12 protein-coding genes and 1 pseudogene are annotated in these 14687 nt (G+C 73.3%); 8 read left to right on the top strand and 5 right to left on the bottom strand.

Features of this window, described 5'->3' with window-relative positions; genetic code table 11:
* Positions 1–11: 11 nt before the first annotated feature.
* Complete coding sequence (locus ABD330_RS03850; protein WP_344460682.1) at positions 12–461, bottom strand: MarR family winged helix-turn-helix transcriptional regulator; 450 nt, start codon at positions 459–461, stop codon at positions 12–14.
* A 101-nt stretch (positions 462–562) separates the two neighbouring features.
* On the opposite strand from ABD330_RS03850, the gene ABD330_RS03845 reads away from it, so the two are divergent.
* The 5 genes and pseudogenes from ABD330_RS03845 to ABD330_RS32440 form a co-directional block, all read left to right on the top strand.
* On the top strand, positions 563–1021 hold the full coding sequence (locus tag ABD330_RS03845; protein WP_344460680.1) for a hypothetical protein: 459 nt from the start codon (positions 563–565) through the stop codon (positions 1019–1021).
* 100 nt (positions 1022–1121) lie between these two features.
* Complete coding sequence (locus tag ABD330_RS03840) at positions 1122–2750, top strand: M48 family metalloprotease (RefSeq protein ID WP_344460678.1); 1629 nt, start codon at positions 1122–1124, stop codon at positions 2748–2750.
* Between the two features lie 40 nt (positions 2751–2790).
* Positions 2791–3984, top strand: coding sequence for a hypothetical protein (locus ABD330_RS03835; RefSeq protein ID WP_344460676.1), 1194 nt, complete (start codon positions 2791–2793; stop codon positions 3982–3984).
* A 328-nt stretch (positions 3985–4312) separates the two neighbouring features.
* On the top strand, positions 4313–4480 hold the full coding sequence (locus ABD330_RS03830) for a YciI family protein (protein ID WP_344460673.1): 168 nt from the start codon (positions 4313–4315) through the stop codon (positions 4478–4480).
* Positions 4481–4590: 110 nt separating this feature from the next.
* Positions 4591–5616 (top strand): annotated as a pseudogene (locus tag ABD330_RS32440) (site-specific integrase); the annotation flags it as partial.
* Between the two features lie 344 nt (positions 5617–5960).
* On the opposite strand, the gene ABD330_RS03815 reads toward ABD330_RS32440, so the two are convergent.
* On the bottom strand, positions 5961–7022 hold the full coding sequence (locus ABD330_RS03815; RefSeq protein WP_344460669.1) for a TetR/AcrR family transcriptional regulator C-terminal domain-containing protein: 1062 nt from the start codon (positions 7020–7022) through the stop codon (positions 5961–5963).
* A gap of 222 nt (positions 7023–7244) precedes the next feature.
* Between ABD330_RS03815 and ABD330_RS03810 the strand changes: the two genes are divergently transcribed.
* On the top strand, positions 7245–8822 hold the full coding sequence (locus ABD330_RS03810) for an MFS transporter (protein WP_344460667.1): 1578 nt from the start codon (positions 7245–7247) through the stop codon (positions 8820–8822).
* A gap of 52 nt (positions 8823–8874) precedes the next feature.
* Here the strand turns inward: ABD330_RS03810 and ABD330_RS03805 are convergent, their stop codons facing one another.
* From ABD330_RS03805 to ABD330_RS03795, 3 genes are read right to left on the bottom strand one after another with little or no spacing between them, the layout of a single operon-like run.
* Positions 8875–9150, bottom strand: a complete 276-nt coding sequence (locus ABD330_RS03805) for a carotenoid oxygenase family protein (RefSeq protein WP_344461077.1) — start codon at positions 9148–9150, stop codon at positions 8875–8877.
* 54 nt (positions 9151–9204) lie between these two features.
* On the bottom strand, positions 9205–9885 hold the full coding sequence (locus tag ABD330_RS03800; RefSeq protein WP_344460665.1) for a response regulator: 681 nt from the start codon (positions 9883–9885) through the stop codon (positions 9205–9207).
* Entirely contained in the window at positions 9882–11144 is a 1263-nt protein-coding gene (locus ABD330_RS03795) for a sensor histidine kinase (RefSeq protein WP_344460663.1), read from the bottom strand. Before ABD330_RS03795 ends, ABD330_RS03800 begins: the two co-directional genes overlap by 4 nt.
* Before the next feature lie 206 nt (positions 11145–11350).
* On the opposite strand from ABD330_RS03795, the gene ABD330_RS03790 reads away from it, so the two are divergent.
* Together ABD330_RS03790 and ABD330_RS03785 are read left to right on the top strand one after the other, a co-directional pair.
* A complete protein-coding gene (locus ABD330_RS03790) occupies positions 11351–12043 on the top strand; it encodes an ABC transporter ATP-binding protein (RefSeq protein WP_344460661.1) in 693 nt (230 codons plus the stop codon).
* Positions 12040–14430 carry an ABC transporter permease gene (locus ABD330_RS03785; RefSeq protein ID WP_344460659.1) on the top strand — a complete coding sequence of 797 codons (2391 nt, stop codon included), beginning with the start codon at positions 12040–12042 and terminating at the stop codon, positions 14428–14430. The genes ABD330_RS03790 and ABD330_RS03785 overlap by 4 nt, the downstream gene beginning before the upstream one ends.
* The last annotated feature ends 257 nt before the right edge of the window (positions 14431–14687 follow it).

The raw sequence follows: 14687 nt of genomic DNA, 5'->3' as shown, positions 1-14687 counted from the left end.
CCTCAGGCCGGCTACCCCTCGCCGAACGGGCCGTCCCGGATGAACCGGCGCAGGCCCCGGGCGAAGGCCCGCGCCTCCGCCGGGGGCCAGGAGCTCAGCGAGGCCTCGATCCGGCCGGCCAGCCGCTGCCGCATCACCGCCACCGTGCGGTCGCCCTCCTCGGTCAGCGTGAGCAGCACGGACCGCCCGTCGGCCGGGTCCGGCCCGCGCCGGACCAGTCCTCCCGCCTCCAGCCGGGAGGCCCGACGGCTGACCCCCGACCGGTCCAGCCCCACCTCGGCCGCCAGCTCGGCGGCGCTGCACGGCCCGTACCGGGCCAGCCCGCTGAGCACCGGATAGGTGACCTCGTCGACCGCCTCCCCCAGACCGTCCGTCAGCCCCTGGTACAGATTCGACCGCAGGCTGCGCTTGAGCAGTTCCCCGAGCGCCTCGGCGACCTCACGTCCCACTTCGTTCTCCACACCCGGAGACTAGCGTGCGCGGCGCACGGACTGGCACGCGCGGGCGTCCGGGGCCGGAAATCCGGCGGCGGCGCGGCACGGACGGCCGTACGGTACCTGCCATGACCACCGCACACACCGTCCCGCTCAGCCGCCCCGTTCGCGGGGTACAGGTCCGCTCCCGCCAGACCGTCACCGCCTGCGTGCCGACCTACGGGAGGGTGGAGCTGGACTTCGAGCCGCTGCCCGAAGGGGCGCCGTCGTCCTGCGAGTTCGACTGCACTCCACACCCGGAGCGGGCACCGGAGTACGAGGCGGCGCTCGCCCGGGGCGTGCTGCAGGAACTGGCCGCCGGGACGTCCGACGAACCGTCCGACGAGACGCCCGGCGCCCCGGAGGTCCGCCGCTCCGGCCCGGTCGGCGCCCGGGTCGTGGTGCGCGACCTGTCCTGGCACTGGACCGACTCCTGCGAGCCGGTGTTCACCCGGCTCGGCGTCCTCGCGGTGCGCGAGGCGCTGAGCTGCGCCGCGGCGGGCCGCGAACCGGAGCCCGTCGTGACCAGGGTCAGGCTGCGCCCCTGACCAGGGCGGCAGCAGGCCGACCTAGCGGTCCGGGCTCCGCCGGTGACCGCTACGATCTCCATTTCCGTACACGTGAGCGAAGATTTCTTGGGGGACGGCGTTGGTTACGCCTGCAAGACCGGCCGATTCGGCCACCTCCGGCACGGCCCTGAGCACCTCGGGCCGAGCCCTGACCGCCGTCGCACTGCTGGCGGGTTTCTACCTGCTGGCCGCCGCCATCGTGCTCGGCCTGACCGGGCTCGACCTGGCGCTGCTGTTCAGCGGCACGGGCGTCAACCCGGCCATCGCGAAGCTGATCGGCCTGAGCCTGCTGGTCATCTACCCGGTCCTGCGGGTGGTCTTCCTGACCCGCCGTCCGCGCGGCGAGGAGCCCTCCGGGCTGCTCCTGACGCGTGAACAGCAGCCCGAGTTGTGGGCCCGGATCGACCGGATCGCCGAGCAGACCGGCGTCCGCGGGCCCGCCGACCTCCGGCTCGTACCGGACGTCAACGCCGGCGTCTGGGAGGACACCCGGCTGCTCGGCCTGATCCCCGGCAAACGGCACCTGGTGGTCGGCGCACCCCTGCTGCTCGGCCTCACCGAGGCCGAGCTCGACTCCGTGCTGGCGCACGAGTTCGGCCACTACAGCAACCGGGACGTCCGGCTGGCCGGCGTCACCATGGCCGGCCGCCGCGCCATCCTGCACACCGTCCGGACCCTCCAGGAGCAGGCCGACCCCGACCGGAAGCAGCACACCGGCGGGATCCGGAAGGCGCAGGCCAGGAGCGCCGACCTCGCCCAGGGCGTCCAGGGCAACCTGGCCGGCGTCTTCGCCGCGTACGGCCGGATGTTCTTCCGCGTCTCCGAGGCGGTGAGCCGCCGTCAGGAGTACGCCGCCGACCGGACCGCCGCGCAGCTCGCCGGACGGGACGCGACCGCCGCCGCGCTGCGCCGGCTGCCCGTGCTGAGCGCCGCCCAGGACTTCTACCTGGACTGCTACGCCACCATCGGCTGGGACGCCGGGGTGCTGCCGCTCCCCGGCCAGCTGTACGGCGGCCTGGCCCACGTGCTCGCCGACCCGGTGCGCGGGCCCGAACTGGCCCGGCTCGGCCGGGAGCTGCCGCAGGAGCAGAGCGACCCGTACGACTCGCACCCGCCGATCGCCCAGCGGGTCGCGGCCGTCGAGGCGCTGCCCGAGGACGGCCGCTCGGCCGAGCAGGACGGCCCGGCCCTGGCCCTGCTGCGCGAGGCCGAGCGCACGCTGGCCGCGCTGGAACAGGCCACCCTCGTACCGGAGGCCGCGGCCAAGCGGCACGCCGACTGGCCTGAGCTGCTCCGGGAGAGCTGCCTGGCCGGGCTCCGCCGGCGGACCGGGCCGGTCCGGGAGGCGCTGACCGACGCCGGACTGCCCGCCACCCTGGAGGGCCTGCTCGACGCCCTCGACACCGGCCGGGGCTGGGAGATCGCCGGCCGGCTGCCCAAGAGCGAGGAGGCCGCCGCCGCGACCGGCCGGGCCGCCCGCGAGTTCCTCCGGCCGGCGCTGCACTCGGCCCTCTCGCGGCTGACGGTCCTGGCCATGGCGGAGGCCGAGCTCGCGCACTGGGAGTTCTCCTGGTCCCGGTCCGCCACCCTCCACCTGCCCGAAGGGGTGGAGGAGGGCATGGAGGGCGCCGTGGACGCGGCCGTCACCGACGCCCCCGACACCGCGCCGCTGCGCGCCCTGGCCGGTCTCACCGCGCCCGCCCGCTGATCTCCCCCGCACCGCTTCGCACCGATAGGTCTGCGCACCCATGTCCCTGTTGATCACCATGGTCGTCGCCGTCGCCGGCGGCTGGGCCTTCATGAAGCTCCACTCCTGGCGCGTGCTGCGCCGGGCGGCCGCACGGGAGGCCCGGGAGGCCGACGAGCTCCGGGCACAGGCACCGGCGACAATCGTCCCGAGCCGGCACGGGCTCGTCCCGCGGGCCGAACTGGTCCTCGTCGGCACGCGGCACTCCCCCGAGGCGGCCGCCGCCCTGGACGCCGCCCGCTCCGGCGACTGGCGTCCGGCCGCCGCGTACCTGACCGCGAGCGGCGCTGACGGCGCGGACGGCGCGGACGCCGACCGGCGGTGGGCCAGGGCCGTCCCGTTCACCGACCTGGCCGTCGAGGACGACGCCTGGCTCCAGGCCTGGCGCCGGGAGCAGCCGCAGAACGCGGAGGCCGCCGTACTGCACGCCCGCGCCCTGGTCGGCGTCGCCTGGGAGATCCGCACCCGCAAGCGCGCCCACCAGGTGACGCGCGAGCAGGCCGCCGGCTTCCACCGTGTGCTGGGCGAGGCCGAGGCGGCCGCCCGCGAGGCCGTGCTGATCGCACCGGCCGACGACCCGAACCCGTGGGTGGTGCTGCTCCCCGTCGCCCGTGGGCACAGCTGGGACAACGACCGCGTCCGCGAACTGTGGTCCGAGATCACCGCCCGCGACCCGCAGCACTGGGCCGCCCACGGCCAGGCCCTGCAGTACTGGTGCGAGAAGTGGCACGGCAGCCACGCGGCGATGCACGAGTTCATCGACACGGCGATCGCCGCCGCCCCGGTCGGCAGCCTGCTCGCCCCCCGGAAGCTGGAGGCCCTCTGGGAGCAGTACGCGGGCTCCGAGGAGGCCGCCACCGCCTACCGGACCGCACAGGTGTCCGCCGCCCTGGACACCGCCCTCGCCGACCTCGCCGCCGCCGACCCCGGCCACCCCGGTGTCGAACACGCCCGTGGCTGGCTCGCCTTCATGCTCGGCGAGAACGGCCGGCCGGCCGAGGCGGTCGCCCAGTTCCAGGCGCTGAAGCACACCGTCCCGTGGCCGTGGGCCGACTACCACGACCCGCTGTCCGCCTTCACCGGAGACCGCGCCGCCGCCGTGCTGGCCGCCCCGGACGCGTCGAATACCCCGGATGCTTCGGATGCCTCGGACACCTCGGACGGGCAGGCGGACCAGCTCGCCACCGCGGGCTGAGCCACCGGTCACCCGCCCCCGGCACGGAGCCGTCGCTCCGGGCCGGGGGCGTCCCCGTTCCCTCGCCCGGCATTCCCTGTCACATCGGCTGTTCGACGTGTCAGCAGAAGCACCGCACCGAGCGGGCCGACAGCGAGAGAAGAGAGAACCCCCATGCGCTACCTGATGACCACCAAGGCCACCGACACCGCGCCCGACGAGACCCTGTTCATCGAGATGGGCAAGTTCGTCGAGGAGCTGACCGCCGCCGGAGTCCTGCCGGCCACCGGCGGCCTCGCGCCGACCGGCGTCCGGCGTCCGGCTGGTGTCCACGGACGGGGAGATCACGGTGACCGACGGACCGTTCGCCGAGGCCAAGGAGGCGGTGGCGGGCTTCGCACTGATCGAGGTCCGCTCGCAGGAGGAGGCCGTCGAGCTGGGCCGCCGCTTCCGTCGGATCGTCGGCGACGGCGACGGCGACGGCGACGGCGACGGCGATCCGGCGGAAGCGGCATGATCCAGCAGGTCTTCGGCCCCTGAACCCGCAGGAGCGCCGAGCCCCCTGAACAGCGGGAACCTCCGCTCCCGGCTTGCCGACGAGCCGGGACCGGTGCTGTCATCGTGCCTGTGCCGGATACCCATCGCACCATCGACGCGGTCTGGAAGCTGGAGTCGGCGAAGATCATCGCCGGGCTCACCCGAGTGGTCCGCGATGTCGGCCTCGCCGAGGAGCCGGCCCAGGACGCACTCGTCGCCGCGCTCGAACAGTGGCCGGTGTCCGGCGTACCGGACACCCCCGGCGCCTGGCTGACCACCACCGCCAAGCGCCGGGCCGTCGACCACATCCGGCGCTCCCAGCTCCTCGAACGCAAGCAGGAGCAGCTGACCCACGAGCTGGAACAGCGGCAGGACACCCGGCCGGGCCACGGCGAGGACTTCCGGCGGGACTCCGACCACGGCTCAGGCCACGATGCCGGGCAGGGCTCCGCGCCGGCCGCCGAGCAGGACGACATGCTGCGGCTGATGCTGATCTCCTGTCACCCCGTGCTGCCGACCTAGGCCCGGGTCGCCATGACGCTGCGCCTGCTCGGCGGGCTGACGGCCGAACAGACCGCGCGGGCGTTCCTGACCGACGAGACGACCGTCACCCGGCGGATCGCGGCGGCGAAACGGACGCTGGCCGACCCCGCGCTGCGGGACTACCACCTCCTGCCGAGCGTCCGCAACGACCTGCTGCTCCGGCTGGACCGGCCCGCGGAAGCCCGGCTGGAGTTCCTCCGGGCCGCCTCGCTCACCGGGAATGCCGCCGAGCGGGCCTTCCTCCGGCGCCGGGCGGACGAGCTCGCCTCCGGCGGCCCGCAGGGCGGCACGCTCGGGGAGGCAGCCCGGGCCTTCCTGGAGCACGAGGAGCGCGAGGGCCTGAGCGCCCAGACGATCCGCTCGTACGGACAGACGCTGCGACGCCTCTGCCTGGACCTGGGCGAGGAGCTGCCGCTGGCCGAGCTGACCGCCGGACAGGTGACCCGGGTGTTCACCGCAACCTGGGGCCGGGCGGCGGCCAAGACGTGGAACCGGCACCGTTCGACCCTCCGGTCGTTCGGCGGCTGGACGGGCCTGGAGCACCTGGCCGCAGGCCTGGGCCGGCGGGCCGAGACCCGCCCGCGCACACCGGCGATCGGCCCCGGCCAACTCGAAGCGCTCTGGGACAGCCCCGGCCTGCCGGTGCGCGAGCTCACCCTGTGGCGGCTGCTGCACGAGTCCGGCGCCGGGGTACGGGCGGTCCTCTCCCTGAACGTCGAGGACCTCGACCTGACGGAGCCGGCTGTCCTACGAACGGGCCGAGTACCTCTTCAAGCAGGCCTCCAAACCGCTGGACCCGACCAGCGCCGGCTGGACCCTCCGCCGGCTCAGGGCGGACGGCTGACCACTCGGCGCCGGGCACCGGGTTCGCGGTGCGGCGGCCGGCGCCCGGCGCAGGCCCGGGGTCCTCGGCCCGGTCAGCCGCCCGCGGCGGCGGGTCCGTCGACGAGCAGGCCGATGCCGTCCAACATCCGGCGCAGCCCCAGCTCGAACAGGGTGTCCAGATCGAAGTCGAACTCCCCCACCTCGCCCAGGAGCCTGCCGAACTCCGGGTAGTGGCCCGAAGACATGACCCACTCCAGCACCCGGCCCTGGGACTCCATCCACTGCTCGTCGGTCATCCCGGTCTCCCGTTCGGCCTGCACCTCGGCGTCGACGTTGACCGCGATCCCGCGTACGAAGCTGAACAGCAGGATGTGCGTGTAGAGCTTGGTGGCCGGGTCGAAGCCGACGTCCGCCAACGCCCGTACCGCCCACTCGCTGTGCACCATGGCGTTGGGGGAAGGCACCGGCCGGGTGACCGACATGATCGGCGCCAGCCAGGGGTGCCGCCGGAACACACGCCACTGGAGCCGGGCACCGAGTTCCAGCATCGCGCGCCAGCCCTCGGGCGGCTCCTCGGGGTAGGCCTCCTCGCCGAGCACGCTGTCCACCATCAGCAGCACGAGCTCGTCCTTCCCCTGCACATGGCGGTACAACGCCATGGTGGCGACCCCGAGTTCGGTGGCGACGCGGCGCATCGAGAGCGCCGCCAGGCCCTCGGTGTCGGCGACGTCGATCGCCGCGCGGACGATGCGGTCCCGGCTCAGCCCCTGCTCCCGCTCCTTCACCCCGGATCGCCGGGTACGGCCCGACGCGGCGGGCTCCGGCCCCGCAGGCGTCGCGAGAGCGGCGGGTGCGGGTGCCACGGGCGCCACGGGCGCGGGGACTGATGCGGCGGCCCGGGCTGCGGCAGCGGCGGGCCCGGCCTCCGCGACCACGGTGCCGACCCCGGTGCGGGTCAGGACCAGGCCCTCCTGCCGGAGTGCGGTGAGGACCTTCGTCGCGGTCGCCATCGCGACGCCGAACTCCCGGGTGATCCCCCGGGTCGACGGGACCCGGTCACCGGGCCGCAACTCCCCCACGGCGACCCTCCTCCTGATCTCCGCGACGATCCGCAGATACGGCGGTTCGGTGGTGCCGGTGCTCTCGGGTGTCACGCTGACTGCTCCTCGGTCCTGATATCCGGACTTGCCCGCCAAGTGTACTAGTGCACTAGTCGCTTCACCCACTGCGCAGCCCCTGCAGCCCTCAACCACACGGCCCACCGGGCCACCGGACCACAAAGATGGAGGCTTGCTCACTGCACCGCACTATGCGTACGCTGTACACATCTACCGCGTACGGCGTACGCGCCATCGAACACCCCGGGGGACACCCGAATGAGCACACCAGAACACCCCATGGCCGGTCGCCGGGAGTGGACCGCACTCGCCGTCCTGCTCCTGCCGCTGCTGCTGGTCTCGATGGACGTCTCCGTCCTGTACTTCGCGGTGCCGTTCATCAGCCAGGACCTCGCGCCCAGCAGCACCCAGCAGCTCTGGATCTTCGACATCTACGGCTTCGTGCTGGCCGGACTGCTGATCACGATGGGCGCACTCGGCGACCGGATCGGCCGGCGGCGGCTCCTGCTGGCCGGGGCGCTGGCCTTCGGCGCGGCCTCCGTGCTGGCCGCCTACTCCGGCAGCGCCGGGACGCTGATCGCGGCCCGCGCCCTGCTGGGCATCGGCGGCGCCACGCTGATGCCCAGCACACTGGGTCTGATCCGCAACATGTTCCACGACGAGAAGCAGCGCAGCAGGGCGATCGCGATCTGGACGGCGGCCACCACCGGCGGCATCGCGCTCGGCCCGGTCCTCAGCGGCGTGCTGCTGGAGCACTTCTGGTGGGGCTCGGTCTTCCTGATCAACACGCCCGCGATGGTGCTGCTGCTGGCGCTCGCCCCGGCCCTCGTACCGGAGGCGCCGACCACCGCCGCAGGCCGGTTCGACCTGCTCGGCGCAACACTCTCGCTGGCCGCGATCCTGCCGCTGGTCTACGGCATCAAGGAACTCGCCCGCGACGGTTTCACCCCGGCCCCGGCCCTGTCGGTCCTCGCCGGCCTGGCCGTCGGCGCCGTCTTCGTCCGCCGACAGCGCACCCACCCGCACCCGCTGGTCGACCTGGCACTGGTCCGCCGACGGGCCTTCAGCGGTTCGATCGCCATGAACGTGCTGGGCATGTTCGGAGTGGTCGGCTTCGCGATCTTCACCACGCAGTACCTGCAGTCGGTACTCGGCATGAGCCCGCTCAGGGCAGCGCTGTGGAGCGTGCTGCCGAGCGTCGTGGTGGGCGGCGTCGCGCCGCTCTCCGCCGCACTGGCGCAGCGGTGGAACCGTGCGTACGTCATCTGCGCCGGCTTCCTGGCCATGACGGCCGGATTCCTGGTGATGAGCCGGGTCGGCCCGGGCACCGCACTGTGGGTCGTACTGCTCGGCACCTGCGTGTACGCCGGCGGCATGGTCATGGAGATGGTGCAGGTCACCGAGCTGGCGATGGCCGCGACGCCGCCGGAGCGGGCGAGCACCGCCTCCGCCCTTCTGGAGTCCGGCACCGAGCTCGGCGGCGCACTGGGAATGGCCGTCCTCGGCAGCATCGGCACCGCCGTCTACCGGGGCGCCGTCACCAGCGGGCTGCCCGCCGGGTTGCCCGCCGACACGGTGCACTCGGTCCGCGAGACCCTGGGCGGCGCCCAGGCAGTGGCCGCCAGGCTGCCGGGACGGACCGGAGCCGCCGTCCTGCACGCGGCCCGGGACGCCTTCTCCCACGGGATGCACGCAGCGGCCCTCAGCGCCGCCGTACTGATGGCGGCGGCCGCGGCCCTCGCGGTCGTCCTGCTCCGCAACGTCGAACCCCCGGCGGCACCGGCCGCACCGGCGGCCGAGCGGCTGCCCGCCGAGGACGCCCCCGCACACGCCTGAGCTGCACCGCCCGGGCAGCGGGCCCGCGCCGTCGGGCTGGACCTGTGGCGGCTCAGAACGCGCTGTCCGGGATCCAGGATCCGTGGATCATGGCCGGGACGCGGCGGGGCAGGTGAACGGTGGCGACCGGCGGGACGGTGAGGTCGGACGCGTCGAGGACGAGGAGCCTGGAGCTGTCGGTGTTCAGGTCACTGACGACCGTGAGCAGGTAGCCGGCGTCCTCGTCGGTGGCGTCCTGGGCCTGGACGAAGACGGCCTCGCTGGGGAGTTGGCCGTTCCCGGCCGGGCGGAGCTGCCGGGCTCCGGTACGGCGGTCGTACTTGACCAGGGTGTGGTTGCCGATGCCGAGGTCGCCGACAACAACGACTTCGGCCGCAGGGGACTACGAGGCGACCTCGCTCTCACCCGCGACGACCAGCCCGGTCTCGTAGGCGACGATGACCGCTTGGGCGCGGTCGCGGAGCCCGAGTTTGGCCAGGATGCGGGCGACATGGGTCTTGACGGTCGCCTCGGACAGGTGGAGCCGGCCGGCGAGTTCGGCGTTGCTCAGGCCACGGGCGAGCAGGCCCATCACCTCCAGTTCGCGCGGGGTCAGTGCGGCCAGATCGCGGTGGATGGCCGTGGTGGCCGCGTCGCGCCGGGCGAACCGTTCGACGAGGCGGCGGGTGATCGCCGGGGCCAGCAGCGCATCGCCGCTGCGCACCATGCGGACGGCGCCGGCGAGGTGCTCGGGGCTGACGTCCTTGAGCAGGAAGCCGCTGGCGCCGGCCGACAGCGCGGCGTAGACGTACTGGTCGAGGTCGAAGGTGGTCAGGATGATCACCCGTGGACCGTCCGCCTCGCCGGCGCCGATCCGCCGGGTGGCTTCCAGGCCGTCCATCTCCGGCATCCGGATGTCCATCAGGACCACATCGGGCCGGGTGCGGCGGACCGCGTCGACCGCCTCGACGCCGTTGGTCGCCTCAGCCACCACCTCGATGCCCTCGGACTCCAGGATCAGCCGGAAGCCGATCCGCACCAGCGCCTGGTCGTCCGCGACGACGACTCGTAGTGACTCGGTCACGAGACCTCCAGGGGTATCAGTGCTTTGACGCGGTAGCCGCCACGGGGGCGAGGCCCGGTGTGGATGGTCCCGCCGTAGAGGGCCAGACGCTCGCGCAGGCCGATCAGTCCGCGCCCGTTGCCGGTGGCTGCAGCGGCGCTCGCGTGGCCGCCGGTGTCGGCGATCTCCAACCGCAGGTGACTCTCGGTGTACTCGACGACGACCTCGGCACTCGCGCCGCTCGCGTGCTTCACCGTGTTCGTCAACGCCTCCTGCACCACCCGGTAGGCGGCGAGTTCGATACCGGGCGACACGGCGCGCTGCTGCCCGAGCGCGGTGAGCTCGACCGGCAGCCCTGCCTGCCGGACCCCGGCCACCAGGGCCTCCAGCCGGCTCAGACCCGGCTGTGGGGTGAGCTCCGCCGTCGCGGCCGGATCGTCGCCGTCACCGCCGCCGTCCATCGTGAGCAGCCCCATGACCTGGCGCAGTTCCGTCATCGCCGCCCGGCCGCCGGTCTCGACCGCGACGAGCGCTTCGCGGGCCCGCTCGGGGTTGGTCGCCATGATCTTGCGGGCGGCGCCGGCCTGAATGACCATCACACTGACGTTGTGCGTCACCACGTCGTGCAGCTCGCGCGCGATGCGCGCGCGTTCGTGCTCGACTGCGCGTTGCAGCGCATCGAGCTGCTCGCGCTCCAGGGCTGACAGCCGTGCGTGGCCCTCCTCGACCCGGCGCCGCCACATCCGGATTTCGTAGGCCACCGCGAAGACGGGGACCAGGACCAGGATCGCGACCACACCGTTCGGGAAGTGCGGCAGCTGCGCGTCCGAGAAGAGGACCACCAGCACGGCTGCCGCCACCGGCAGGCTGGTGAGCGTCGCCCGCCGGTGCGGCCCGTGGACCGCGGCGCTGTACGCGGCGACGATGCAGAGGACTCCGGCGAAGTAGGCGATGTCCGGGGAGTCGTGCCTGATCAGCAGCGTCAGAACCAGCACCGCCCACAGCACCGCCAGCGGAAAGCGGCGACGCAGCGCCAGGGGCACCGCGGCCGCCGGCACGAGGAGTGTCCTGCCGGTCCAGTCGACGGGCCCGGCCACCGGCGTGCTCGTCGCGTAGCGGGCGATGGCCAGGGCCAGCAGCAGCGCCAGCACCGCGTCGGACACCTGGTTGCGCCGGGTCAGGCCCGGCGGGCGCGTGGCATCCGGACCTGGCAGGCGCCCGAGGTGACGGGTCGTCCGGTGGACCAGGTCGCGCAGTCGCTCCGTTGTCGGCTCGTTCATCACCCGAGCATTGTGGCGGACCGGCCACGGCCGGCACATCCACCTGGACGACAAGCACCACTACACCGCTCGCCTACATCGCAAGGATGACGTCGAGCAGCATGCTCCTTTCGCGGTACCCGAAATGCCTCCTGCGAGCGACGTGCCGTCCGGGCCGCCGCCTCTAACTTCGGATCAGCCAGTCGGGCAGATCGAGGGAGACGATGATGAGCACGCCGGTGATCGAGCTGAGCGGTGTCAGCCGCCGCTACGAGGACGGCCCTGCGGCACTGGACGAGGTGTCGCTCACCGTGCACCCCGGGGAGTCCGTCGCAATCCTCGGGCCGTCCGGCAGCGGCAAGTCCACGATGCTCAACCTGATCGCGGGCCTTGACCGGCCGAGCACGGGCACGGTCACCGTGGACGGAGTCCGGGTGGACACGCTCGGCGAGGCGGGGTCGGCGCGCTTCCGACGGGCCAAGATCGGCATGGTCTTCCAGTTCTTCAACCTGCTCGACGATCTGACGGTGGCCGACAACGTGGTGCTCCCGGCGGAGATGGCCGGGATGGCGCGCGGCGCGGCCCGTCGTCGGGCGGCCGGGCTGCTCGACGCGCTCGGCATCGAGCGGCACGCCAAGGCGTACCCCGGGCGCCTGTCCGGCGGTGAGCGCCAGCGGGTCGCGGTGGCCCGGGCCCTGATGAACCGTCCGGCGCTGCTGCTCGCCGACGAGCCCACCGGGGCGCTGGACTCCGCCTCCGGCGCCGACGTCAAGGCACTGTTCAACGAGCTGCACGCGGACGGCCAGACGATCGTGACGGTCACCCACGACCTGACGCTGGCCCGGTCCTGCGCCACCCGTACCGTGAAGATCGCCGACGGCCGGATCACCGCCGATCACCGGACGGCGGTGGCCGGATGAGCGTCCTGGGCAAGGTGGTGCGCTCGGGCGTGCGCCGCCGCAAGGTGCAGACTCTGGTGACCGGGCTGGCCGCGATGATGGCGGTGACCTCCTCCGTCCTCGGCGGATCACTGCTGGTGGCCTCCGCCGAGCCGTTCAAACAGGCCTTCGCCGGCCAGCACGGCGCCCACCTCACCGCGCAGTTCGACGCGGGTCGGAGTACCGCCGCACAGCTCTCGGCCTCGGCGCACGCAGCCGGTGTCACCGCTGCGGCCGGGCCGTTCCCGACCGCCACGGTCAACCCGCAGAGCAGCGCCGACCTCGGCCTGCCCGCCGGTGCGAGCCTGCCGCCGATGGCGGTCGTCGGGCGCGCCGACCGCGGCGGCCCCGTCGACGACATCACGCTGCGCCGTGGCAGCTGGGCGACCGGCCCGGGCCAGATCGTGCTGTCCGACACCTACGACAGCCCGATCGAGCAGGTGGGCACGGTGTTGCACTTCCCCGGTCTTCCGGGCGATCCGACGCTGACCGTGGTCGGCTTCGCCCAGTCGGTCAGCCGGACCGCCGACGCCTGGGTGGCCCCGTCCGAGGTCACCTCGCTCACCGGGCCCGGCACGGCGGGCGGGTACCAGATGCTGTACCGCTTCGCCTCGGCGGGCACCGCCGCGCAGGTCGCGGCCGACCGCGCCACGGTGGAGTCCGCGACCCCCGCCGGGTCCCTGGCCGGTGTGCAGTCCTGGCTCAACACCGCACAGGGGTCCGACCGGAACACCGCCCTGTTCGTGCCCTTCCTGGTCGCTTTCGGCCTGCTCGGGGTCCTCATGTCGGTGCTCATCGTCGGCACCGTGGTCTCCGGCGCGGTCGGCACCGGGACAAGGCGGATCGGCATCCTCAAGGCGCTCGGGTTCACCCCGGCCCAGGTGGTGCGCTCCTACATGGGCCAAGCCCTGGTCCCGGCGGCAGTCGGCACCGCGGTCGGCGCCCTCGCGGGCAACGCGCTGGGCATACCCGTGCTCTCGGCCACCGCCGGTGTCTACGGCACGACCACCTCGGGCGTCGCCCCCTGGGTCGACGTGGCGGTGATCGGGGGCACGCTGGGCCTGGTCACAGCCACCGCGTGGGCGGCCGCGCTGCGGGCCGGACGGCTGCGCACCGTGGACGCGCTCGCCGTCGGGCGGACGCCGCGCGCCCGACGAGGGCAGCGCGCGGCCTGGCTCGCGGCGCGGCTCCCGCTGCCGCGGCCGGTCAGCCTGGGCCTGGCACACCCCTTCGCCCGCCCCGTCCGAGCGGCCTCGATGGTCGCGGCGATCGTGTTCGGCGCCGCCGCGGCCACCTTCGCGACAGGGATGGCCTCCTCGCTGAACTGGGTGCAGGCCGCCAAGGACCACGACACCTCCGATGTCGTCATCTCGGCCTACGGCCCACCGCCCGGCGCCGGACACTCCCTACCGGCGAACGTGATACCGGCCGGCGAACGGGGCAAGAGCGATCCCGCCCGGATCATCGCGGCCGTCAACGCCCAGGCCGGAACGCTGAAGTACTACAGCACCGCCGAGACGGACGTGACGGTCGCCGGGGTGTCCGGCTCCACCGCCGTCTTCGCCTTCAGCGGCGACTCCTCCTGGTCCGGCTTCAAGCTGGTCTCCGGGCGCTGGTTCGCCGGCCCCGGCGAGGCCGTCGTGCCGTCGACGTTCATGGCCGCCACCGCCACCCGGCTCGGAGACACCGTGACCCTGACCGACCACGGCAAGGAGATCCCGGTGCGGCTCGTCGGCGAGGTCTTCGACCCGCACACCCAGACCAACGAGGTCCTCACCGACGCCGCGACGCTCGCCACGGCCGAGCCCGACCTGCGCCCCGAAACCTACGCCGTCAAACTGAAACCCGGCACGGATGTGGCCGGCTACGCCAACACCCTGAACACCTCGCTGGCACCACTGGGCGTCTCCGCCGGCACCGACCGGACCCACGGCGTGAGCGGCACGATCGTCTCCCTCGACGCGCTGACCGCGCTGCTCACCCTGATGCTGGTGACCGTCGCGGGGCTGGGCGTGCTCAACACGGTCGTCCTCGAAACCCGCGAACGGGTTCGGGATATCGGCGTCGCCAAGGCGTTGGGGATGACACCTCGTCAGACTGTCGCCATGGTTCTCGCATCGGTCGCCCTGATCGGCTTGATCGGAGGCGCCATCGGCCTGCCGGCCGGCCTGGCACTGCACGCGTTGACCGTGCCCGCCATGGGCCACAGCGCCGGTCTCAACTTCCCCGCCCAGGCCGTCAATGTCTACCCCGTGTCGGAACTCGTCCTGCTCGGCCTCGGCGGCTTGCTCATCGCCGTCCTCGGCGCGCTCATACCCGCCGGCTGGGCCGCGCGGACTCGTACCGTCACCGCGCTCCGCACCGAGTAGGACACAAGAGCGCGTGACGGGATTCCCGGACCGTCACCGGATCGGCCGGAGGACCGGGAGGCGGACCAGTGGCGGGCTCCTTCGAGTAGGTTCCGGGCACAACCGGCCGGCACAACCGAGGCCGGAACCACAACGGAGACGACGTCGGCCCCGACCGCTGGGCAGGTTCTAGCGATCCCCGCAACACCCTGGATTCAGGGAGTTGCGGGGATCGTGGATTTTGAGGGCTTGAAGGCGAGGTTCTTCGAGGCGTTGGA

The sequence above is a fragment of the Kitasatospora kazusensis genome (genome assembly GCF_039529945.1).
Classification (GTDB): Bacteria; Actinomycetota; Actinomycetes; order Streptomycetales; family Streptomycetaceae; genus Kitasatospora; species Kitasatospora kazusensis.
The sequence above is the reverse complement of the archived record's forward strand: the minus strand, read 5'-3'. Positions and strand labels throughout refer to the sequence as shown.

Bases quoted from the DNA above. Each gene is read 5' to 3' on its own strand.
- ABD330_RS03845 (WP_344460680.1), top strand. From the start codon at position 563: ATGACCACCGCACACACCGTCCCGCTCAGCCGCCCCGTTCGCGGGGTA.
- ABD330_RS03810 (WP_344460667.1), top strand. From the start codon at position 7,245: ATGAGCACACCAGAACACCCCATGGCCGGTCGCCGGGAGTGGACCGCA.
- ABD330_RS03795 (WP_344460663.1), bottom strand. From the start codon at position 11,144: ATGAACGAGCCGACAACGGAGCGACTGCGCGACCTGGTCCACCGGACG.
- ABD330_RS03835 (WP_344460676.1), top strand. From the start codon at position 2,791: ATGTCCCTGTTGATCACCATGGTCGTCGCCGTCGCCGGCGGCTGGGCC.
- ABD330_RS03785 (WP_344460659.1), top strand. From the start codon at position 12,040: ATGAGCGTCCTGGGCAAGGTGGTGCGCTCGGGCGTGCGCCGCCGCAAG.
- ABD330_RS03790 (WP_344460661.1), top strand. From the start codon at position 11,351: ATGAGCACGCCGGTGATCGAGCTGAGCGGTGTCAGCCGCCGCTACGAG.